General features: G+C 74.1%; 22 protein-coding genes. 9 read left to right on the forward strand and 13 right to left on the reverse strand.

The window, feature by feature from the left end:
* Window positions 1-193: 193 nt before the first annotated feature.
* Window positions 194-1,357, reverse strand: coding sequence for a citrate/2-methylcitrate synthase (locus tag ABT295_RS10415; RefSeq protein ID WP_352394278.1), 1,164 nt, complete (start codon window positions 1,355-1,357; stop codon window positions 194-196).
* A gap of 37 nt (window positions 1,358-1,394) precedes the next feature.
* Between ABT295_RS10415 and ABT295_RS10420 the strand changes: the two genes are divergently transcribed.
* A complete protein-coding gene (locus ABT295_RS10420) occupies window positions 1,395-2,615 on the forward strand; it encodes a citrate/2-methylcitrate synthase (RefSeq protein WP_352394279.1) in 1,221 nt (406 codons plus the stop codon).
* A gap of 36 nt (window positions 2,616-2,651) precedes the next feature.
* Here the strand turns inward: ABT295_RS10420 and ABT295_RS10425 are convergent, their stop codons facing one another.
* Window positions 2,652-3,185 (reverse strand): P-loop nucleotide/nucleoside kinase family protein, encoded by a 534-nt coding sequence (locus tag ABT295_RS10425; protein WP_352394280.1) that lies wholly within the window; start codon window positions 3,183-3,185, stop codon window positions 2,652-2,654.
* Between the two features lie 115 nt (window positions 3,186-3,300).
* On the opposite strand from ABT295_RS10425, the gene ABT295_RS10430 reads away from it, so the two are divergent.
* Entirely contained in the window at window positions 3,301-3,705 is a 405-nt protein-coding gene (locus tag ABT295_RS10430; RefSeq protein WP_352394281.1) for an NUDIX domain-containing protein, read from the forward strand.
* Between the two features lie 80 nt (window positions 3,706-3,785).
* Here ABT295_RS10430 and ABT295_RS10435 read toward each other — a convergent pair whose 3' ends face one another.
* Window positions 3,786-4,235: a MarR family winged helix-turn-helix transcriptional regulator gene (locus ABT295_RS10435; protein WP_352394282.1), complete on the reverse strand. Its 450-nt coding sequence runs from the start codon at window positions 4,233-4,235 to the stop codon at window positions 3,786-3,788.
* A gap of 53 nt (window positions 4,236-4,288) precedes the next feature.
* Here ABT295_RS10435 and ABT295_RS10440 point away from each other — a divergent pair, with 53 nt between their 5' ends.
* Window positions 4,289-4,888 carry a maleylpyruvate isomerase family mycothiol-dependent enzyme gene (locus ABT295_RS10440; RefSeq protein WP_352394283.1) on the forward strand — a complete coding sequence of 200 codons (600 nt, stop codon included), beginning with the start codon at window positions 4,289-4,291 and terminating at the stop codon, window positions 4,886-4,888.
* Window positions 4,889-4,956: 68 nt separating this feature from the next.
* On the opposite strand, the gene ABT295_RS10445 is transcribed toward ABT295_RS10440, so the two are convergent.
* From ABT295_RS10445 to ABT295_RS10460, 4 genes are read right to left on the reverse strand one after another with little or no spacing between them, the layout of a single operon-like run.
* Window positions 4,957-5,631, reverse strand: coding sequence for a TrmH family RNA methyltransferase (locus tag ABT295_RS10445; RefSeq protein ID WP_502991092.1), 675 nt, complete (start codon window positions 5,629-5,631; stop codon window positions 4,957-4,959).
* Window positions 5,628-6,371 (reverse strand): amino acid ABC transporter ATP-binding protein, encoded by a 744-nt coding sequence (locus ABT295_RS10450; RefSeq protein ID WP_352394284.1) that lies wholly within the window; start codon window positions 6,369-6,371, stop codon window positions 5,628-5,630. Before ABT295_RS10450 ends, ABT295_RS10445 begins: the two co-directional genes overlap by 4 nt.
* Window positions 6,368-7,222, reverse strand: a complete 855-nt coding sequence (locus ABT295_RS10455; protein ID WP_502991093.1) for an amino acid ABC transporter permease — start codon at window positions 7,220-7,222, stop codon at window positions 6,368-6,370. Before ABT295_RS10455 ends, ABT295_RS10450 begins: the two co-directional genes overlap by 4 nt.
* The gene (locus ABT295_RS10460) at window positions 7,219-8,103 is read right to left on the reverse strand and encodes an ABC transporter substrate-binding protein (protein ID WP_352394285.1); all 885 of its coding nucleotides are present in this window, start codon (window positions 8,101-8,103) and stop codon (window positions 7,219-7,221) included. Before ABT295_RS10460 ends, ABT295_RS10455 begins: the two co-directional genes overlap by 4 nt.
* Window positions 8,104-8,259: 156 nt before the next feature.
* On the opposite strand from ABT295_RS10460, the gene ABT295_RS10465 reads away from it, so the two are divergent.
* Window positions 8,260-8,985: a DedA family protein gene (locus tag ABT295_RS10465; protein ID WP_352394286.1), complete on the forward strand. Its 726-nt coding sequence runs from the start codon at window positions 8,260-8,262 to the stop codon at window positions 8,983-8,985.
* Window positions 8,986-9,017: 32 nt separating this feature from the next.
* Here the strand turns inward: ABT295_RS10465 and ABT295_RS10470 are convergent, their stop codons facing one another.
* The gene (locus ABT295_RS10470) at window positions 9,018-9,740 is read right to left on the reverse strand and encodes a LemA family protein (protein WP_352394287.1); all 723 of its coding nucleotides are present in this window, start codon (window positions 9,738-9,740) and stop codon (window positions 9,018-9,020) included.
* 78 nt (window positions 9,741-9,818) lie between these two features.
* Between ABT295_RS10470 and ABT295_RS10475 the strand changes: the two genes are divergently transcribed.
* A complete protein-coding gene (locus ABT295_RS10475) occupies window positions 9,819-10,112 on the forward strand; it encodes a DUF1905 domain-containing protein (RefSeq protein ID WP_352394288.1) in 294 nt (97 codons plus the stop codon).
* Window positions 10,109-10,846 (forward strand): hypothetical protein, encoded by a 738-nt coding sequence (locus ABT295_RS10480; RefSeq protein ID WP_352394289.1) that lies wholly within the window; start codon window positions 10,109-10,111, stop codon window positions 10,844-10,846. The genes ABT295_RS10475 and ABT295_RS10480 overlap by 4 nt, the downstream gene beginning before the upstream one ends.
* On the opposite strand, the gene pyrE is transcribed toward ABT295_RS10480, so the two are convergent.
* Together pyrE and ABT295_RS10490 are read right to left on the reverse strand one after the other, a co-directional pair.
* Window positions 10,810-11,373, reverse strand: coding sequence for an orotate phosphoribosyltransferase (gene pyrE / locus ABT295_RS10485; protein WP_352394290.1), 564 nt, complete (start codon window positions 11,371-11,373; stop codon window positions 10,810-10,812). The two genes, ABT295_RS10480 and pyrE, sit on opposite strands and share 37 nt — an antisense overlap.
* A 31-nt stretch (window positions 11,374-11,404) precedes the next feature.
* Window positions 11,405-12,181 carry an SDR family NAD(P)-dependent oxidoreductase gene (locus ABT295_RS10490; RefSeq protein ID WP_352394291.1) on the reverse strand — a complete coding sequence of 259 codons (777 nt, stop codon included), beginning with the start codon at window positions 12,179-12,181 and terminating at the stop codon, window positions 11,405-11,407.
* 52 nt (window positions 12,182-12,233) lie between these two features.
* Here ABT295_RS10490 and ABT295_RS10495 point away from each other — a divergent pair, with 52 nt between their 5' ends.
* Window positions 12,234-13,025: an exodeoxyribonuclease III gene (locus ABT295_RS10495; RefSeq protein ID WP_352394292.1), complete on the forward strand. Its 792-nt coding sequence runs from the start codon at window positions 12,234-12,236 to the stop codon at window positions 13,023-13,025.
* Window positions 13,026-13,038: 13 nt separating this feature from the next.
* Here ABT295_RS10495 and ABT295_RS10500 read toward each other — a convergent pair whose 3' ends face one another.
* On the reverse strand, window positions 13,039-14,706 hold the full coding sequence (locus tag ABT295_RS10500; RefSeq protein ID WP_352394293.1) for an MFS transporter: 1,668 nt from the start codon (window positions 14,704-14,706) through the stop codon (window positions 13,039-13,041).
* A gap of 7 nt (window positions 14,707-14,713) precedes the next feature.
* Window positions 14,714-15,424, reverse strand: a complete 711-nt coding sequence (locus ABT295_RS10505) for an LppX_LprAFG lipoprotein (protein ID WP_352394294.1) — start codon at window positions 15,422-15,424, stop codon at window positions 14,714-14,716.
* A gap of 146 nt (window positions 15,425-15,570) precedes the next feature.
* Between ABT295_RS10505 and ABT295_RS10510 the strand changes: the two genes are divergently transcribed.
* A complete protein-coding gene (locus ABT295_RS10510; protein WP_352394295.1) occupies window positions 15,571-16,191 on the forward strand; it encodes a hypothetical protein in 621 nt (206 codons plus the stop codon).
* Window positions 16,188-16,784, forward strand: coding sequence for an HAD family hydrolase (locus tag ABT295_RS10515; protein ID WP_352394296.1), 597 nt, complete (start codon window positions 16,188-16,190; stop codon window positions 16,782-16,784). The genes ABT295_RS10510 and ABT295_RS10515 overlap by 4 nt, the downstream gene beginning before the upstream one ends.
* Here ABT295_RS10515 and clpB read toward each other — a convergent pair whose 3' ends face one another.
* On the reverse strand, window positions 16,785-19,346 hold the full coding sequence (clpB, locus tag ABT295_RS10520) for an ATP-dependent chaperone ClpB (RefSeq protein WP_352394297.1): 2,562 nt from the start codon (window positions 19,344-19,346) through the stop codon (window positions 16,785-16,787).
* Window positions 19,347-19,372: the final 26 nt, after the last annotated feature.

Genomic DNA, 19,372 nt, shown 5'->3' on the forward strand with positions numbered 1-19,372 from the left:
CCGCCTGTCGAGTCCTGACCCGCGCCCGGACGTCGCGTTGCCCCACCCGACCTACGGTGGTCGGGTGGGGCAACCCGCGGCTGTCCTCTCCCTTCGGCCGCGTTCGCCCCGGGCCGCGTCGAGCGGGCCCCGCCGGCGCTGTCGGGGCCCGCTCCGCGTGTCGAACCTGCGCCCGGCGCCCGACGGGGCCGGCTCAGCGCGCGGCGACGGACGTGGGCACCGGCTGCGGAGGCGTCGGCCCGACGTAGCGCGCGGCGGGCCGGATGATCTTCGGGTCACGGCTCTGCTCGAGGACGTTGGCCGCCCACCCGACCACGCGCGCCACGCAGAAGGTCGGGGTGAACATCGCCGGGTCGAGCCCGGCGAGCCTCATGACGACGCCGGCGTAGAACTCGACGTTCGCGTGCAGCTCGCGGCCCGGCTTGAGCTCGGCGAGGGCCCGCTCGACGGCTTCCTCGACACCCGTCGCCAGCTCGACGAGCGGGTCGTCCCACCCTCGGGCCGTCGTCTTGAGCATCTCGGAGCGCGGGTCACGGGTGCGGTAGACGGCGTGGCCGAAGCCCATGATGCGCTCACCGCCGGCCACCCGGTCCCGCACCCACGCGTCGGCCCGGTCGAGCGTGCCGATGTCGTCGAGCGCCTCGAGCGCGCGGCTGGGGGCGCCACCGTGGCGGGGTCCCGAGAACGACCCGATCGCCGCCACGAGGCACGCGGCGAGGTCGGCGCCCGTGCTCGCGACGACGCGGGCCGTGAACGTCGACGCGTTGAAGCCGTGGTCCATAGTGGCCACGAGGTATTGCTCGACGGCGCGCGCGTCACGGTCGGACGGCAGTCGTCCGGTGACCATCCGGAGGTAGTCGACGGCGTGGCCGAGGGCCGGGTCGGCCGCCACCGGCTCGAGGCCGGCGTGGAGGCGGTGCGCCGCGGCGAGGACCGTCGGGGTCACGGCGACCGCCGCCAGGGCGGCCTCGAGCCGCTCCCCCTCGTCTCCGTCGTAGAGCGGTCGCAGCCCGGCCACGCCGCCCCACGCGGAGAGGGCGGTGCGCAGCACCTGAAGCGGGTCGCGGCTCGTCGCGCAGATCGCCGGCAGGAGGTCGGCGAGCGCCGGCGGGAGCACCCGCCGCCGCCCGAGCCCGGCGCGGAAGGCGGTGAGCTCCTCCGGCGTCGGCAGGTGGCCGTGGACGAGCAGGTGCGCCGCCTCCTCGAAGCCGACGTGCTCGGCGAGCTCGACGGCGGAGTACTGGCGGTAGTGGAAGAAGCCTTCGTCGCCGCGGACGTCGCCGAGCTCGGTGTCGGTCACGACGACCCGGGCCAGTCCGGGTGGGACGCTGATGAAGTCGCTGGTGGCAGTGGACATGTGGAGCTCCTCTCGGGTTCACTCGTCACTGTCCGAGATGTTGATCAACATCGTCAATGTTGATCGCGTCAACGTCCCAGCGACCGGCACCGGAGACCCCATGGCCGCGCCCCCCTCTGCCTGGATCACGACGACCGAGGCCGCCCAGCGCCTCGGCGTCAAGCGGGCGACCCTCTACGCCTACGTCAGTCGCGGGCTCCTCCACAGCGAGCGCCGGCCCGGCCAGCAGGAGAGCCTCTTCGACCGGGCCGAGATCGACGCGATGGCGTCGGCCACGCGACCACCCGGGGGGCCGCCGCCCGTGCTGCGCTTCCGGAGCATCGCGACGGCGGTGAGCAGCCACCTGGACGGCGAGCTCTTCTACCGGGACCGACCGCTCGGCGACGTCGTGAAGCTTCCCTCGCTCGACGCGGCCGCCGCGATCGTGCTCGGTTCGACTGGTGCACAACGGTTCTCGGCAGATCTAGCCGAGGGCGCCGCCGACCTCTCCCGGCTTCCCCTCCGACGCCGGATGCCGGTCGCCGTGCAGCTCGTGGCTGCCGCGGACCCGTTCGCGGCCGACACCGACCCCGACCGCGTGCGCGAGGCCGCGCTGCCCACGCTCCGTTCCGCCCTCGCCCTCGCAGCCGGTGGACGGGCGGACCGGGACCTTGCCGCACTCACCCTCTCGGCGCTGGGCGGCTCGTCGTCGAACCGCGGGGACGTCGCCACGCTGAGGGTCCTGCTCGTCGCGCTGCTCGACCACGGCCTGACGGCCTCGACCGTGGCAGCCCGGGTCGCCGCCTCGACGCGGGCGGGCCTGCCCGACTGCCTCTGCGCCGCGTACGCCGCGATGGCCGGCCCGTTGCACGGCGCCGCGCCCGTGGCGGCGCACGGACTCCTGGCCGACGACGTCGACGCCGGCGCCCTCGTGGCCAGGGCGCTGCGGGAGCACGGTGGAGTGCCCGGGTTCGGGCACTTCCGCTACCCCGACGGCGACCCCCGGGCCGAGGTCGTCCTCGCCGCCGTGTGGCGGCGACGGGGGACGACGCGGCTGCGGCGCCGCGTGGAGGCCCTGGCCGGGCTCGTGGCCGACCGCACCGGCGCGCTGCCCAACATCGACCTCGCGAGCGCCGCGGTGCTGCACGCCCTGCGGCTGCCCGCCGAGGCGGGGGAGGTCACCTTCCAGGTGGCCCGCTCGGTCGGCGTCGCCGCTCACGTCGTCGAGGAGTACACCGAGCAACCGCTGCGCTGGCGCGGCCGCGACCCGCAGGGCTGACCGCGCGTGGCGACCGCTCGCCCTGCCGGACCGAGGTCAGAGCCCGGGCGTGAGGGCCATGACCTCGGCCAGCGCGGCGCCCGCGTCCTGCGTCGCCACGAGCGCCCGGGGGCCGTCGCGCACCTCGTCCCACGGCACCCACGGCTGATTCACGACCTCGTCCCACGTCGGGACCAGCTGGCCGGGCATGTCGGGCGTCCGCGCCTCGACCCGGCGGCGGTGCTCGCCGGCCTCCGCGAGCCACGTCTCGACCTGCACGAGTCCCGCGCCGCCGCGAGCAGCGGCGTCGCGCCACCCCGCGCGGGCCTCGGGCACCGGGTTGACCGCGTCGACCACCACGTCGATGCCGAGCAGCAGGTTCGAGACGGCGATCTCGTGGATGACGGCATAGCCCTCCGCGCCGACCTGGAGCCCGCTGCGGGCCAGTGCCGTCTCGGCCGCGTCCACGCGCAGGTAGCACGACCGGCGGCGGCGCGCGAGCTCCTTGGCGAGCGTCGTCTTGCCGGTGCCCGGGCGGCCGGAGACGACGGTCAGGGTCGCGGTGGGCACCGTGGTCGGTCGTGCGCTCATGCCCCCATCAAACCCCGCGTGGCGCGGCTCGCGGGGCGCGCGGCGCGAGCGACGGTCGACCCGGGGAGACGCGGAGGCGGAGGCCACCGTCGGTGGGGGCTGCTGTGATGGCCCCATGGTCGACGTCGTGGTCGGTGCGCTGGTGCGTGGACGACAGGTCCTGCTCGCGTTCCGCAGCCGGCACAAACAGGCGTACCCCGCCGTGTGGGAGCTCCCGGGCGGCGTGGCGGAGCCCGGCGAGTCGGAGCTGGACACGTTGACGCGGGAGCTGCGCGAGGAGCTCGGCGTCCGGGTGGCGGCGGCCTCGGCGTCCCACCTGTGCCGACTGTCCGTCGGACCGACGGGGTCACCGACCCGGCTGAGCGCCTGGCTCGTGCCCGAGTGGGAGGGGACGCCGGCGAACCTCGCCCCCGAGGAGCACGACGAGATCAGGTGGTTCGACCTCGAGGACCTCCCTCCCCCGGCGCACGAGGCCGTGCGTGCCGCGCTCGTGGCGGCCGTGCGTGGGGATCGTCCCTGAGGGCCGCCCGCCACCGCGGCCGTATGCCGGGTGCCTCCCCGGACCGACCCCACCCTCCCGCCCGGGCGCCCTGCCGTCGCTCACGACCGCCACCACGGGTCGGTGACGCCCCGGAGGTCGCGCAGGATCTCGTGCAGCTGCTGCAGACGCTCCTCCCCGACCCGGTCAGCCCACTCGGCGAGCACCCGTTCGACCTCGGCGTCCGCCACCTCGGCGACCTGCCGCAGCCGGGGGGTCAGGCGGACGAGCCGGGCGCGTCCGTCGGTGGGATCGGGCACCCGCTCGACGTATCCGGCCTCCTCGAGCTGCACGACCAGCGACGCCGCGCTCTGCTTGGTGACCCGTGCCTGCTCGGCGAGGTCTGAGACCCGCGACCCGTGCGGGGCGATGCGCGCCGCGATCCGCGCCTGCGCGGGCGTGATGTCGGTGGTGCCGGCGGCCACGACGGCGTCGAACGCCCGCTGCTCCAGGGCCCGGGAGGCGACGAAGAGCAGGATGCCGAGCTCCCGCCGTTGACGTGGACCGGTCACGGTGCCACTTTAGACAGGAAACCTGTCTAGTTGGCAGCGGAGAGGTGACCTCCATGGACAGTGACGCCGTGTGGCAGCACATCGACTCGGAACGGGCCTGGATGGCCGACCTGCTGGAGTCGCTCCCCGCTGCCGACTGGGAGCGCCCGAGCCTGTGCGCGGCGTGGACCGTGCGCGACGTCGGCGCGCACCTGACCTTCGCCCAGGCGCGCGTGCGGGACGTGGTGTGGCCGGCCCTGCGCGCGGGCCTCCGGTACGACGTCTTCGTGCGCGACACGGCTCTGCGCAGTCCCCTCGGCCACGAGCAGATCGTGGCCACGCTGCGCGGCTTCCTCGGCTCGCGGCGACGCGTCGCCTTCATCAGCGACCTCGAGCCGCTCCTCGACATCCTCGTGCACAACCAGGACGTCGCCCGCCCTCTCGGCATCGAGCACCCGATCCCGCCCGACGCGGCGAGGGCAGCCACCGACCGTCTGCTCACCGCCCCGGCTCCGCTCCGACGCTGGAAGCCGCTGCGCGGCATCCGCCTCGTGGCGACCGACACCGACTGGGCGTTCGGATCCGGCCCAGAGGTGCACGGGGGCATGGGTGACCACCTGCTCACCCTGACCGGGCGCCTCTCCCTTCCCGATGGGTCGACCTCCCCGGCCTGACGCACGAGCGCCACCGATACCGGGCGCCGGCCCTCCCGACCGATCCCGGCCGACCAAGGGCCGACGCACTACGGCTGCTGGTCGAAGACGTGCCGGCGCACCCAGGCGTGCATGGCGATGGCCGCCGCCGCCCCGGCATTGATCGACCGCGTCGAGCCGAACTGCTCGATGTGCAGCACCCCGGCGCACTCGGCGCGCATCGGCTCGGAGAGCCCGGGCCCCTCCTGCCCGAAGACGAGCACGCACCTCCGCGGCAGGTCGAACGTCTCGAGCGGCACCGAGCCCGGCAAATTGTCGACCCCGAGCAGGGTCAGCCCCTCCGCGCGGGCCCAGGCGGCGAGCGAGGCGGCATCCGGGTGGTGGTGCTCGTGCTGGTAGCGGTCCGTCACCATGGCTCCGCGCCGGTTCCACCGCCGCCTGCCGACGATGTGGAACGCCTTGGCCCCCATGGCGTTCGCGGTGCGGATGACCGAGCCGATGTTGAAGTCGTGACCCCAGTTCTCGACCGCGACGTGGAAGTCGTGCCGGTGCGCGTCGAGGTCGGCGACGATCGCGTCATGACGCCAGTAGCGGTAGGCGTCGACGACGTTGCGGCGGTCGCCCTGGGTGAGCAGCTCCGGGTCCCAGTGGTCCCCGACCGGCCACGGCCCCTCCCACGGGCCCACCCCGACCTCCGGCGCGGCCGCGTCCCCGTCGGTGGCCGGCTCGACGGGTTCGGTCGTCGCGTCCTCGCCCCGACTCACGAGACGAGCCGCGACAGGAACTGCCGGGTGCGGGCCTCGCGCGGCGCACCCAGCACCTCGGCGGGCGGGCCCTGCTCGAGCACGCGGCCCCCGTCGAGGAAGCAGACGGTGTCGGCGACGTTGCGGGCGAACCCCATCTCGTGCGTCGAGAGGATCATCGTCATGCCCTCCTCGCGCAGCTCGCGGAGCAGGTCGAGCACCTCGCCGACGAGCTCCGGGTCCAGCGCGCTCGTCACCTCGTCGAGCAGGAGCAGCTGCGGCGAGTTCACCATGGCGCGCGCGATGGCGACGCGTTGCTGCTGGCCGCCCGACAGGTCGTCGGGGCGGGCGCGCGCCTTCTCGGCGAGGTCGACCCGCTCGAGCATCGCCATGGCGCGGCTCTCGGCCGCGGCGCGCGCGACCTTGTGCACCCGGCGCGGGGCGAGCGTCACGTTGTCGAGCACCGAGAGGTGCGGGAAAAGGTTGTAGGCCTGGAAGACGATGCCGGTTCGCGAGCGCACCTCGTCCGCGTCGACCCGCGGGTCGGTGATGTCGAGGCCGGCGAGGGTGATGACGCCGTCGTCCACCTGCTCGAGGAGGTTGATGCAGCGCAGCAGCGTCGACTTGCCGGAGCCCGAGGCGCCGATGAGCACGACGCACTCCCCCGGCGCCACGTCGAGGCTGACGTCGTCGAGCACCACGTGCTCGCCGAAGCTCTTGCGCAGCCCACGGACCGTCAGCAGCGACGTCTCGCCGTTCACAGCGTGCCTCCCGACCCGTGCCAGCCCTGGCGCCTCGCCACGTGGTCGGTGAGCCGCGCCATCGGGATCGTCAGGCAGAGGAAGAGCACGCCCGCCACGACGTAGGGCGTGTAGTTGAAGTCGCTCGCGGTCTCGATCTGTGCCGCCCGGATGGCGTCGGTCGCCCCGAGCACGGCGATGAGGCCCGAGTCCTTCTGGAGCGAGACGAAGTCGTTCATCAGCGGCGGGGTGACCCGGCGCACGGCCTGCGGCAGCACGACGTGGCGCAGCGTCTGGCCGCTCGAGAGGCCGAGGGCGCGCGAGGCCGCCCGCTGCGACGGGTGCACCGACTCGATGCCGGCGCGGAACACCTCGGCGACGTAGGCGGAGTAGGACAGCACGATCGCGACGGCTCCCCAGAAGGCCAGCTCGGTGGGCACGTTGGGCAGGCGCAGCGCCGGCACCCCGAGCCCGAGCAGGAGCAGCAGGAGCAGCAGCGGCAGGCCGCGGAAGAGGTCGACGTAGACCGTCGCGAGCAGGCGCAGGGGGAAGAAGATCGGCCCTCGCAGGGTGCGCATGATCGCAAGGGTCAGCCCGAGCACGAGGATCGAGACCCCGCAGACGAGCATGAGCCGGATGTTGAGCCACAGACCCTTGAGCACGGCCGGGAACGAGTCGACCGCCTTGTCCCAGCTGAAGAACGTCTCCTGCACCCGCGGCCAGCCCGCCGAGTGCGTGACGAGCCAGGCGAGCACGCCGAGGACGACGACCGTGCTGACGGCCGACAGCGCCGCCGACCGCATCGTACGGGCGCGGCGGAAGTCGCGGCGCTCGAGCTCGACGGCCGACGGCGACCAGGTGCGCTCGCTCACTTCAGCTCGGGGGCGCCCGCGTTGGCGAGGTACTGCTGCTGGAGCTTCTCGAGCGTGCCGTCGGCGCGGAGCGCGTCGACCGCCTTGGTGACGCACGGCGTCAGGGCCGAGCCCTTGTCGAGCACCGCGCCGAACTGCTCCGGCGTGCCCGCGGCGGGCAGCTGGCCGACGATGACGCCGTCGTCGAGCTGGGCCGCCGTCATGTAGAAGGCCGTCGGGACGTCGACGACGATGCCGTCGATCTGCTTGTTCTTCAGGGCCTGCACCGCGATGTCGTTGGTGTCGAAGACCTTCGGGTCGTTGCTCGGCTGCACCTGGTCGGTGATGGCCTTGTACGACGTCGTGCCGACCTGCGCGCCGAGGTTGGCGCCCTTGAGGTCGGCGACGGTGGTCTTCCCGTCGATCGGGCTGCCCTTGTAGGAGACGACAGCCTGGCGCACGTCGTAGTAGCCCGAGCTGAAGTCGACGGCCTTGCGGCGGTCGTCGGAGATCGAGATCTGGTTGAGGTCGAGGTCGAAGTCCTTGGGCGCCGGGGAGATCGCCGTGTTGAAGGGCACGACGGCCCACGTGACCTCACCCTTGGCGAACCCCAGCTCGTCGGCGATCGCGTAGGCGACCGCGGACTCGTAGCCCTTGCCGTTGCTCGGGTCGTCACCGCTGAACCACGGCTCGTAGGCCGGCTTGTCGGTGCCGACCGTCAGGGTGCCCGGCTTCACGAGCGTCAGCGAGCCCTTGGCACAGGCGTCCGAGCCGGCCGTGCCCGCCGTGCCCGTTCCGGCCGGTGCGGCCGCGCCGGGGTCGGGCGTGGACGAGCCGCACGCGGCGAGGGCGGCGACCGCCAGCACGACGGCGACGGCGAGGGCGGGACGGGGACGGGGCATGGGGGCTCCTGCGGACGGGCGGATCGCGACGTGCCGAGTCTACGAGCGGGGCGGGCGCCGTCCGGGCCGTTCCGCGATCCGGGCGACGGCCCCGCCCACAGCGTCCCGACAGCGCGGATTCAGGCACCCCCGGGCACACGGCATACCCTGTGACCCATGCACGCTCTCGCCGCCCTGCCGGCCGTCGCGCCCGCCCTCGGCCCGCAGTGGATGGACCCCACGTACCTGCTCGAGCAGTACGGCAGCGCCTTCTTCTGGATCGCCATCGCCATCGTGTTCATCGAGTGCGGGCTGCTCTTCCCGATCCTGCCGGGCGACTCGCTGCTCTTCGCCGTCGGCCTCTTCGTCGCGACCGGGCAGGTGCACGTCAACCTCGCCGTCGCCGTCCTCGCGCTCTGCGCGGCGGCCTTCCTCGGCAACGTCGTCGGCTACGAGATCGGCCGGGCCATCGGCACACCCCTCTACGAGCGCGACGGCCGGGTGCTCAAGAAGAAGTACTTCGACCAGACGACCGCCTTCTTCGACCAGCACGGCAACAAGGCCCTCGTCATCGGCCGGTTCGTGCCGATCGTGCGCACCTTCATCACCGTGGTGGCCGGCGTGAGCCGCATGGACCGGCGTCGCTTCTTCACGTGGAGCGCCGTGGGCGCCGTGCTGTGGGCGGCCGGCATCACCCTGCTCGGCTACTTCCTCGGGCAGGCGTTCCCGTGGATCACGGACAAGCTCGAGGTGGCGATCCTGCTCATCGTCGCGGTCTCGCTGGTGCCCATGGTCATCGAGTTCGTGCAGCACCGCCGGCGCGCCAGGGCCATCACGGCCGAGGTGGGCGAGGCGGCCTCCGACATCGCCGAGAGCGCGACGGGCCCCGACCGCTCGAGCTGAGCCGAGCCCGCGGCCGGATGCCGGCAGCGACCTCAGGCGTTCGGCGTGCCCGAGTCGCGGGTCGGGTCGGGCACTCCGACACCGGGCGCCTGAGCCTGCGGCAGGGCGCCGGGAGCCGCACCGGGCTGGGTCGACGGCCCGCCCAGCGCGCCCGGCCGGGTCGACGCCGACACGCCGCCCGGGCCACCGGCGGCGGCGCTCCCGAACGAGATCGTCGGGGCGGCGGCCTCGACGGCCGGGGTCTCGAAGTACTCGGCCCGCTTGACGCCGGCCAGGTTGGCGACGATGTTCGACGGCACGCTCTCGACCTTGGTGTTGAGGTCGCGCACGAGCGCGTTGTAGTAGCGGCGCGAGCTCGCGATGCGGTCCTCGGTGCTCGTCAGCTCCTGCTGGAGGGCGAGGAAGTTCTGGTTCGCCTTGAGGTCGGGGTAGGCCTCGGCGACGGCCATGAGGCGGCCGAGGGCCTGGCTCAGCTGGCCCTCCGCCTGCGCGGCGGCGGCCGGCGTCGGCGCGCCCGACATCGCGGCGGAGCGGGCCGCCATGACCTCCTCGAGCGTGCCGCGCTCGTGGGACGCGTAGCCCTTGACGGTCTCGACGAGGTTGGGGATGAGGTCGTGGCGGCGCTTCAGCTCGACGTCGATCTGGCGCCAGCCCTCCTCGACCTTGTTGCGCAGGCCGATGAGGCCGTTGTACGAGATGACGCCCACGACGGCGAGCAGCACGACGAGGCCGAGCAGGATCCAGACGATGATCATGGGGTTTCTCCCGGGAGCAGGCGGTCAGTGAGCCGATCCTAGTGCGGCGCTGTCGGCGCCCGGCCCTAGCGTGGGCGCATGAGGACGCTCCGTTTCACGGCCGAGCTGTGGCGCTGGGAGGCCCGGGCCGAGTGGTTCTTCGTCACGGTCGCCGACGACGCCTCCGCCCGCATCCGCGAGGTCCCGCGTCCGCCGCGCGGCTTCGGGTCCGTGCGCGTGCGGGCCACCGTCGGCAGCACGTCGTGGACGACCTCGGTGTTCCCCGACGCCGGCCGCGGTGCCTACGTCCTGCCGGTCAAGAAAGCCGTCCGGCGGGCCGAGGGCCTGGACGAGGGAGATCCCGCCGACGTCGTCCTCGAGGTGCTCGAGTGACAGCCCGCCCCGCGCCCAACCGCGTCGACCCCTTCGGCGAGGTCGTCGCCGCGCCGGGCCGTGGGGCGCTGATGGGCAACCGCGGCCGGCTCCACGACGGGGCGGGCACGCGCGAGGTGCGCCGGCACCACGTCGGCCGCGCGTGGATCACCTGCCTGCTGGAGTTCCGCGACCGGCAGGTGCGCCAGTGGGACCCGCACCGCTACACGCCGCTCTTCTTCCTCGACGAGGCCGTGGCACTGGCCGCCGGCCACCGTCCGTGCGCCGAGTGCCGCCGCGCCGACCACGTGGCCTTCCGCGACCTCGTCGCCGCGGCCCACCGCACGAGCCACCTGCCCGCGCCGGGCCTCGACGCGATCCTGCACGACGAGCGCTGGGACGCCCGCCGGCGCACCCGGCGCCTGCACGCGTACGCATGGCCCGACGTGCCCGACGGCGCGTTCGTGCTGCTCGGGCCGGGGCCCTCCGTCGTGACGTGCGACGGCCTGCTCGCGTGGCTGCCCGGCAACGCCTACGCGGCCGAGCCGTCGCGGCGCCCACGCTCGGGCACCGCGACGGTCATCACGCCGCCGTCGTCGGTGGCGGCCCTGCGCGACGGTTTCGTGCTGCGGGCCGGGCCGCCCGCGCGCGCGTCACCGACGCCGGGCGCCGCGCCGACGGGGGCGAGGTCGGGGGCGGGGTCGGGGGCGAGGTCGGGTCAGGCGAGCCCGAGCTCCTCGAGCGAGAAGGCGTAGCGGTACTCCACGCCGGCCTCGGCGGAGATCCTCTCGCCGGCCCCGGTCGCGCGGTCGGCGATGGTCGCGACGGCCACCACCTCGGCGCCGTCCTCGCGGGCGGCCTCGACGGCGGCGAGCGGCGAGGCGCCGGTCGTCGTCGTGTCCTCGACGACGAGCACGCGTCGACCCTCGATCGACGGTCCCTCGATGCGCTGCTGGAGGCCGTGCGCCTTGCCGGCCTTGCGCACGACGAAGGCGTCGAGTCGCTCACCGGCGGCGGCGGCCGCGTGCAGCATCGAGGTCGCGACGGGGTCGGCGCCGAGCGTCAGGCCACCGACGGCGGCATACGTGAGGTCCTTCGTCAGCTCGCGCATGACGATCCCGACGAGGGGGGCCGCCTCGCCGTCGAGCGAGATGCGGCGCAGGTCGACGTAGTAGTCGGCCTCCTTGCCGGAGCTGAGGGTGACGCGACCGTGGACGATCGCCTTCTCCCTGATGATCTCGAGCAGGCGGGCACGGGCGGCGGCGGTGTCGATGGTGGTCACGAGGCTCCATCGTAGGTGCCGTCGGCGCCGGTCAGCGCCTGACGAGGCGGGCCCGGCTGCGCACGAGGGAGCGGGGCACGACGCGCAGCAGCCCGACGATCGCCTTGTACTGCAGCCCCGGCACCGACACAACCCGCCCCTTCTCGACGTCGTCGAGGCAGTCGGACACGAGCTCGACCGGGTCGAGCCAGAGGAAGGCCGGGCCCGGCTTGCTGATGCCGGCACGCTCCTGGAACTCGGTGTTCGTGAAGCCGGGGCACAGCGCGGTCACCGTCACCCCCGAGCCGGCGAGCTCGCTCGCGAGGCCCTCGCTGAAGGTCGTCACCCAGGCCTTGGCGGCCGAGTACGAGCCCGAGGCGATGAAGCCGGCCACCGACGAGACGTTGACGATGCGGCCACGTCCCCGCTCGCGCATGGCCACCCCGGCGGCGTGCGAGAGCACGAGCACCGCCCGGGTCAGCACGTCGAAGGCGGCCTCCTCGACGGCGACGTCGTTGCGCAGGAAGCTGCGGCGCTGGCCGTAGCCGGCGTTGTTGACGAGCACGTCGACCGGCCGCCCGGCATCGGCCACCCGGTCGGCGACGGCCTGCAGCGCCGCCCGGTCGGACAGGTCGGCGACGAGCACCTCGGTGGCGACGGCATACCGGCTCGTCAGCTCGGCGGCGACGGCGTCGAGGCGCGCGCGGTCACGGGCGACGAGCACGAGGTCGTGGCCGCGTGCGGCGAGCTGCCGGGCGAACTCGTGGCCGATGCCGGCGCTCGCGCCCGTCACGAGGGCCGTCGGACGGGTCGTGCGCTCCGGCGTCATGCGCCTCACCCTAGACAGGGGTCGTCGGCGGCGGCGTCTAGGGTGACGGACTGTGCGCATCGCCACCTGGAACGTCAACTCCATCCGCTCCCGCATCGACCGCGTCGCCGACTGGCTCGAGCGGTCCGACGTCGACGTGCTCGCCATCCAGGAGACGAAGGCCCGCGACGACCAGTTCCCGCTCGACCGCCTCACCGCGCTCGGCTACGAGGTGGCGCACCACGGCCTCAGCCAGTGGAACGGCGTCGCCGTCGTCTCCCGGGTCGGCATCGACGACGTGCAGGTCGGCTTCGACGGCATGCCCGGCTGGGGCGACCCGGCGGTGCCCGAGGCGCGCGCCATCGGCGCCGTCTGCGCGGGCGTGCGCGTGTGGTCGCTCTACGTGCCCAACGGCCGCGCGCTCGACGACCCGCACCTCGACTACAAGCTGAGCTGGCTCGAGGCCCTCTCGGTCGCCGGCCGCGGCTGGCTCGCCGACGACCCGGAGGCGCAGATCGCCCTCCTCGGCGACTGGAACATCGCCCCCACCGACGCCGACGTGTGGAGCGTCGAGTACTTCGAGGGCCGCACGCACACCTCGCCGGCGGAGCGCGCGGCCTTCCGGGCGGTGCTCGACGCGGGCTACGCCGACGTCGTGCGACCGCACACGAGCGAGCCCGGCACCTTCACGTACTGGGACTACACCCAGCTGCGCTTCGCCAAGCGGCAGGGCATGCGCATCGACTTCGCGCTCTGCTCCCCCACGCTCGCCGGCCGGGTCGTGGGCGCGGCCATCGACCGCGAGGAGCGCAAGGGCAAGGGCGCCTCCGACCACGCCCCCGTCGTCGTCCAGCTCGGCGCCTGAGGGCCGACCGGACTCAGCGCAGGCGGCCGTCCGGGCGCGCGCGCCGCAGCCCGAGCGACGCCGCGACCGCGGCGCCGAGCAGGGCCGCGATCGCCCCGCCGAGGAAGACGGTCTGCACCTGCACGACGCCCGCACCGATGAGCGCGTCGGTGTCGAGCGGGTCGGGCAGTCGACGCACCGCGTCGTAGTAGCGGCTGAGGCCCACCGACGTGAGCAGCGCGAGCCCGACGACCATGCCGACCATGCGGGCGACTACGACGAGCGCGCTCGCCACGCCGTGCGCGCCGGGCGGTGAGTCGGCGAGCGCCGCGTTGTTGACGGGCGCGAGGGCGAGGCCGGTGCCGAGCCCGACGACGACGAGCACGACCGTCGCGGGCACCGTCTGCCCGACCGACGCGAGGGTCCAGCCCGACATGACGAGCAGTCCGCCACCGGCGAGGAGCAGCCCGGCGCCCGCCACGGCGCCGTCGCCGAGGCGGCGCAGCGACCAGCCGCCGAGCAGCGCCCCGACGGGCACGGCCACGAGGAAGCGGACGAGCACGAGCGCGGCTCCCGTCGCGTCGTAGCTGTCGGTGAGCCGGGCGAGGAGCGGCACGTCGACGACGACGGCCACGAGGGCCGCCCCGACGAGCAGGCTGACGGTGAAGGCCCGCAGGCCCCGGGAGCCGACGACGCCGCGGGGCACGAGCGGGTCGGCGGCCCGGCGGTGCCACCACACGAGCACGAGCAGGGCGGCACCACCCACGGGCAGCAGCCCGTGACCGAGCGGGCCGACGACCTCCTTCTCGGGGTCCGACGACGCGAAGGTCAGCACGAGGCTGCCGAGGGCGACGGCCACGAGCAGGGCGCCGACGAGGTCGACCCGGCGCAGCACCGCCCACCACCGCGGGGCCGACGCGACCGCCGCGACGAGGAGCAGCCCGAGGCCGACGGCCCCGACCGGGGTCAGCAGCCGCGCCGTGCCCGCGAACGGCACGAAGGGTGCCCCGAGGGTGACGTCGGTGACGAGCGCCTCCGGCGCCGCGAGCGCGAGCCCGGTGACGCCCAGGCCGAGCACGACGAGCGCTCCGAGGCCGACGGCAGCGAGGCCGACCCCGCGACGCGCCGACCGCGGGCCGAGGAGGTGGATGACGGCATACAGGATCAGCGCGGCGGCGACGTTGAGCCAGAAGATCGCCCGCCAGCCCGACCACGCGAGCACGACCGCGCCGAGCACGGGCCCGAGCACCGAGCCGAGCTCCTGCACGGCACCGACGACCCCGAGCGGGGTGCCGCGGCGCTCCACCGGCCACAGGTCGGCGACGAGCGCGAGCGTGGCCGGCACGAGCCCGCCGCCACCGATGCCCTGCAGCACGCGACCGCCGACGAGCACCGGCAGCTCCACCGCGAGGGCGGTGACGGCCGAGCCCACCACGAAGACGAGGAGGCAGCCGAGGAGCACGCGGCGGCGGTCGAGCAGGTCGGAGAGCCGGCCGATGAGCGGCAGCACCGCGATGTAGCCGAGCAGGAAGCCGGAGATGATCGGGGTCGCCCGCTGCAGCGCGTCGATGCCGATGCCGACGCCCGCCATCATGTCGGTGAGGGCGAGCACGACGACGTAGGTGTCGGCGGCGGCGAGCGCGACGGCGGCCGAGGCGGCGGCGAGCAGCGGCAGGCGCCGGGCGCCCTCGGGTGCGGTCACCGGCCGGTCAGGGCTTGGTGATCGTGAGCGGGGCGCCGTACTGGTCGAGCGTCAGCGTGTAGGTCGAGCTCGTGCCGGCCCCGAAGAACGGGCCGGTCAGCACGGCCTGGCGCAGCTCCGAGGAGTCGGTGAGGCCGTAGGTCGCCGAGAAGGTGCCCGAGCTGTCGCCGATGAGGAAGAGGTCGGTGACGGCCTTGCCCGGCAGCGAACCGGTCACCGTCGAGAGCACCTCCGAGCCCTGGCGCTTCTTCGCGCCGAGCGCCGGCGAGGTCGTCGAGGTCAGCAGGGTCGTCAGGCCCTTGTCGGTCGAGAAGAGCACGGCCGGGTCGGGCAGGCCGAAGGTCTTCGGGTCGATCCTGTTCGTGCCCGGCACGAGCGGCAGCTTGGCGTAGACCTCGCCGCCGACCGAGGTGATCTCGGCGTCGGCCTGCACGCCCTTGAGCGAGACCTTGAAGGTGCCCTTGAACGCCGGCGGGTGCTGGCCCCACCCGTCCGCCGACACGACACCGCTCGCCCCGTCCGGCACGTTCGAGCTCGCGAGCGCGAGGTGCACCGACGGCGCGGCGTCGACCTTGGCCTTGGCCGCGGCCAGCAGCTGCGCGGGCGAGGCCTGCGTCTGGCCGGCCGACGCACCCTCCGGTTCGCTCGAGCAGGACGAGACCGCGACGACGCCGAGCGCGGCCAGGGCGACGGCGACGAGCTTTCCGGGGATGCGCATGGGGGTCAGGCTAACCGAGCGCGTGCCGCGATCCGGGCCGCCGGGCTGGCCGGCGGGGCCCCACCCCGCCGGGCGGGGCGGGTGGGGCGGGTATGGCTAGGGTCGGGATCCACCCTCCACCCGTTCCCTCGACCTAGGAGCACCCCATGGCCCTGCTCGGAGTCGTCCTCCTCCTGCTCGGCGCCGGAGCCGGCGTCGTCACCTACCTCGCGTCCCACGCGGCCGCCGGCACGATCGCGGTGACGGCCCTCGGCTTCACGCGCAACGCCACGGCCCTCGAGCTCGCCGTCTACGGAGCCGTCACCGTGCTGCTCGTCGCCCTCGGCTGGGCGCTCGTGGCGGCCGCGGCCCGACGCCGCGCGCGCCAGCGCCGCGAGCTCAAGGAGACCGAGCGTGTCGAGACGATCCGCCGGGAGGCCGAGACCGCCCGCGCGGAGCAGGAGCGGCGCTTCGACGAGGCGTCGCTGCGCGACGAGGACCTGCGCCGCCGCGAGAACGAGCTGACGGCCCGCCACGAGGGGCTCGACACGCGCGAGTCCGAGCTCTCGGCGCGGGACGCCGAGCTGGCCCGCCGCGAGGCCGAGTGGCGTGAGCGCGAGGGGCCGTCGGTCGCCGACGTCGTCACCGGCCGCGCCGAGGGCAGCGTCCACGAGGGCACGGCCACCTGGACCGACTCCCCCGACGCCACCGGCACGTCCGGCACGTCCGGCACGTCCGGCGGCACCGGCACCACCGGTGCGGACGAGCGGCGCGACCCGACCGCATGAGGAAGCACGCCGCCTACGTCTTCGACCTCGACGGCGTCGTGCGGGACTTCGAGCCGCACGACGCGAACCCCGCCATCGAGGCCGCGCTCGGACTGCCCGCCGGCCACGTGTCGGCCACGGCCTTCCGCAGCGAGCTGCTCCTGCCGACGATCACCGGTCGACAGGGCTTCGACGCGTGGTTCGCGGCGATCTGCATGGCGCTCGAGGAGGTCGTGCCCGAGCCCGAGCGGGTCCGCGAGCAGATGGCCCGCTGGCGCGAGCACCGCGGCACCGTCGTCGACGAGACGGTCGAGCGCCTCGAGGTGCTGCGGGAGGGCGGCCACCGCACCTACGTCTTCACCAACGGCACCGACCTCGTGCCCGAGGAGCTGCGCCTGCTCGGCATCGACCGGCTCTTCGACGGCGTGCTCAACAGCGCCGACTTCGGCGTGGCCAAGCCCGACCCGCTCGCGTATGCCGCCGCGCACCGCGCGATCGAGGCCGACCTCGGGCGCGCGGTGGCCCCCGCGGACGTCTGGTTCACCGACGACCGCGAGGACAACGTCACCGCTGCGCGTGGGTTCGGGTGGGACGCCACGCTCTTCGCGCGCTGATCAGGAGAGCGTGAGCGCGTCGCCCGTGTCGTCGACGTCGACCACGACGGTCGCGCCGTCGCGCACCTCCCCGCCGAGCAGCCCCCGGGCGAGCCGGTCGCCGATCTCGCGCTGCACGAGCCGGCGCAGCGGCCGGGCGCCGTAGACGGGGTCGTAGCCACGCTCGGCGAGCCACTGCCGCGCGTCGTTGGTCACCGACAGGCCGATCCGGCGGTCGGAGAGCCGGTCGGCGAACGCGTGCACCTGCAGGTCCACGATGTGCGCGAGGTCGTCGCGGCTCAGCGCGTCGAAGACGACGACCTCGTCGAGCCGGTTGAGGAACTCGGGCTTGAACGCCGACCTGACGATGCCCATGACCGACTCGCGGCGCCCCTCGGGGCTCAGGGTCGGGTCGGTGAGGAACTGCGAACCGAGGTTCGAGGTGAGCACGAGGATGACGTTGCGGAAGTCGACGGTGCGGCCCTGGCCGTCGGTGAGGCGGCCGTCGTCGAGCACCTGGAGCAGGATGTCGAACGTCTCGGGGTGCGCCTTCTCGACCTCGTCGAGCAGGATGACGGAGTACGGCCGCCGCCGCACGGCCTCGGTGAGCTGGCCACCCTCCTCGTAGCCGACGTAGCCGGGGGGCGCGCCGATGAGGCGGGCCACCGAGTGCCGCTCGGAGTACTCGGACATGTCGATGCGCACCATGGCGCGCTCGTCGTCGAAGAGGAAGTCGGCGAGGCTCTTGGCCAGCTCGGTCTTGCCGACGCCCGTCGGGCCGAGGAAGAGGAAGCTGCCCGTGGGACGGTCCGGGTCGGAGACCCCCGCCCGGGTGCGGCGCACCGCGTCGGACACTGCCCGCACGGCGCTCGTCTGGCCGATGAGCCGGGCGCCGAGGTGCTGCTCCATGTGCAGCAGCTTCTCGGACTCGCCCTCGAGCAGGCGCCCGGCGGGGATGCCGGTCCACGCGGAGATGACGTCGGCGATGTCGTCGGCGCCGACCTCCTCCTTGACCATCGGCTCCTCCCCCACCGACGTGGCCGCGGCCTCGCGCTCCTGGGCGCTCGCCAGCTGCTTCTCGAGGGCGGGGATGTCGCCGTAGGCGATCTTCGAGGCACCGGCGAGGTCGCCCTCGCGCTGGAGCCGGTCGGCCTGCATCCGCAGGTCGTCGATCTGCGCCTTGAGGTCGCCGACGGCGTTGAGCCCGGCCTTCTCGGCCTCCCAGCGCGCGGTCAGCGCGGCGAGCTCGTCGGTGCGGTCGGCGAGGTCCTTGCGCAGCCGCTCGAGCCGGGCGCGGGAGGCGTCGTCGCTCTCCTGCTCGAGCGCGAACTCCTCCATCTTCAGCCGGTCGACCGAGCGACGCAGCTCGTCGATCTCGACGGGGCTCGAGTCGATCTCCATGCGCAGCCGGGAGGCCGCCTCGTCGATGAGGTCGATGGCCTTGTCGGGCAGCTGGCGGCCGCTGATGTAGCGGTCGGACAGCGACGCCGCGGCGACGAGCGCCGAGTCGGCGATGGTCACCTTGTGGTGCGCCTCGTAGCGCTCCTTGAGCCCGCGCAGGATGGCGATGGTGTCCTCGACCGACGGCTCGCCGACGAAGACCTGCTGGAAGCGGCGCTCGAGGGCGGCGTCCTTCTCGATGTGCTTGCGGTACTCGTCGAGCGTCGTCGCACCGACGAGCCGCAGCTCGCCGCGCGCGAGCATGGGCTTCAGCATGTTGCCGGCGTCCATGGCGCCCTCCCCGGCCCCGGCACCGACGACGGTGTGGATCTCGTCGATGAAGGTGACGATCTGCCCGTCGCTGCCCTTGATCTCCTCGAGCACCGCCTTGAGGCGCTCCTCGAACTCGCCGCGGTACTTCGCGCCGGCCACCATGGCCGACAGGTCGAGGGAGTAGAGCACCTTGTCGCGCAGGCTCTCGGGCACGTCGCCCTCGACGATGCGCTGGGCCAGGCCCTCGACGACCGCGGTCTTGCCGACGCCGGGCTCGCCGATGAGGACGGGGTTGTTCTTGGTGCGGCGCGAGAGCACCTGGACGACCCGGCGGATCTCCGCGTCACGGCCGATGACGGGGTCGAGCTTGCCCTCGCGCGCCCGGGCCGTGAGGTCGGTGCCGTACTTCGCGAGCGCCTCGAAGGTGCCCTCGGGGTTCTCCGACGTCACGGGGCGACCGCCCCGCAGCTCCGGGATGGCCCGCTCGACGGCGTCGGCGTCGAGGCCGAACTGGCCGGTGCGGGCGAGGGCGAGGAGCAGGTGGTCGGTGGAGACGAAGGTGTCGCCCATCGAGGTCATGTACTGCTGGGCCTGCTGGACGACCCGCAGCGAGGTCGGCGAGAGCATCGGCTGCTGGGCACCGCCGCTCACCTGCGGCAGGGCGGCCATCGCGCGCTCGGCCGCCGTCGTGGCTGCCTGCACGCTCGAGCCACCGGTCGTGAGCAGCGCCGGCGTCGTCGTGCCGGCCTGTGCCGCGAGCGCGAGCAGCAGGTGCGCGGGCTCGATGTTGGGGTGGTGCCTGCCCGTCGCGGTCGTCGCGGCCTGGGCGACCGCCTCCTGGGCCTTGCTGGTGAGGGACAGCTCTGCCATTCGTCCTCCTCGTGCTGAGTCTGCTC

The sequence above is a fragment of the Terrabacter sp. NPDC000476 genome (assembly GCF_040300125.1).
GTDB lineage: Bacteria > Actinomycetota > Actinomycetes > Actinomycetales > Dermatophilaceae > Terrabacter.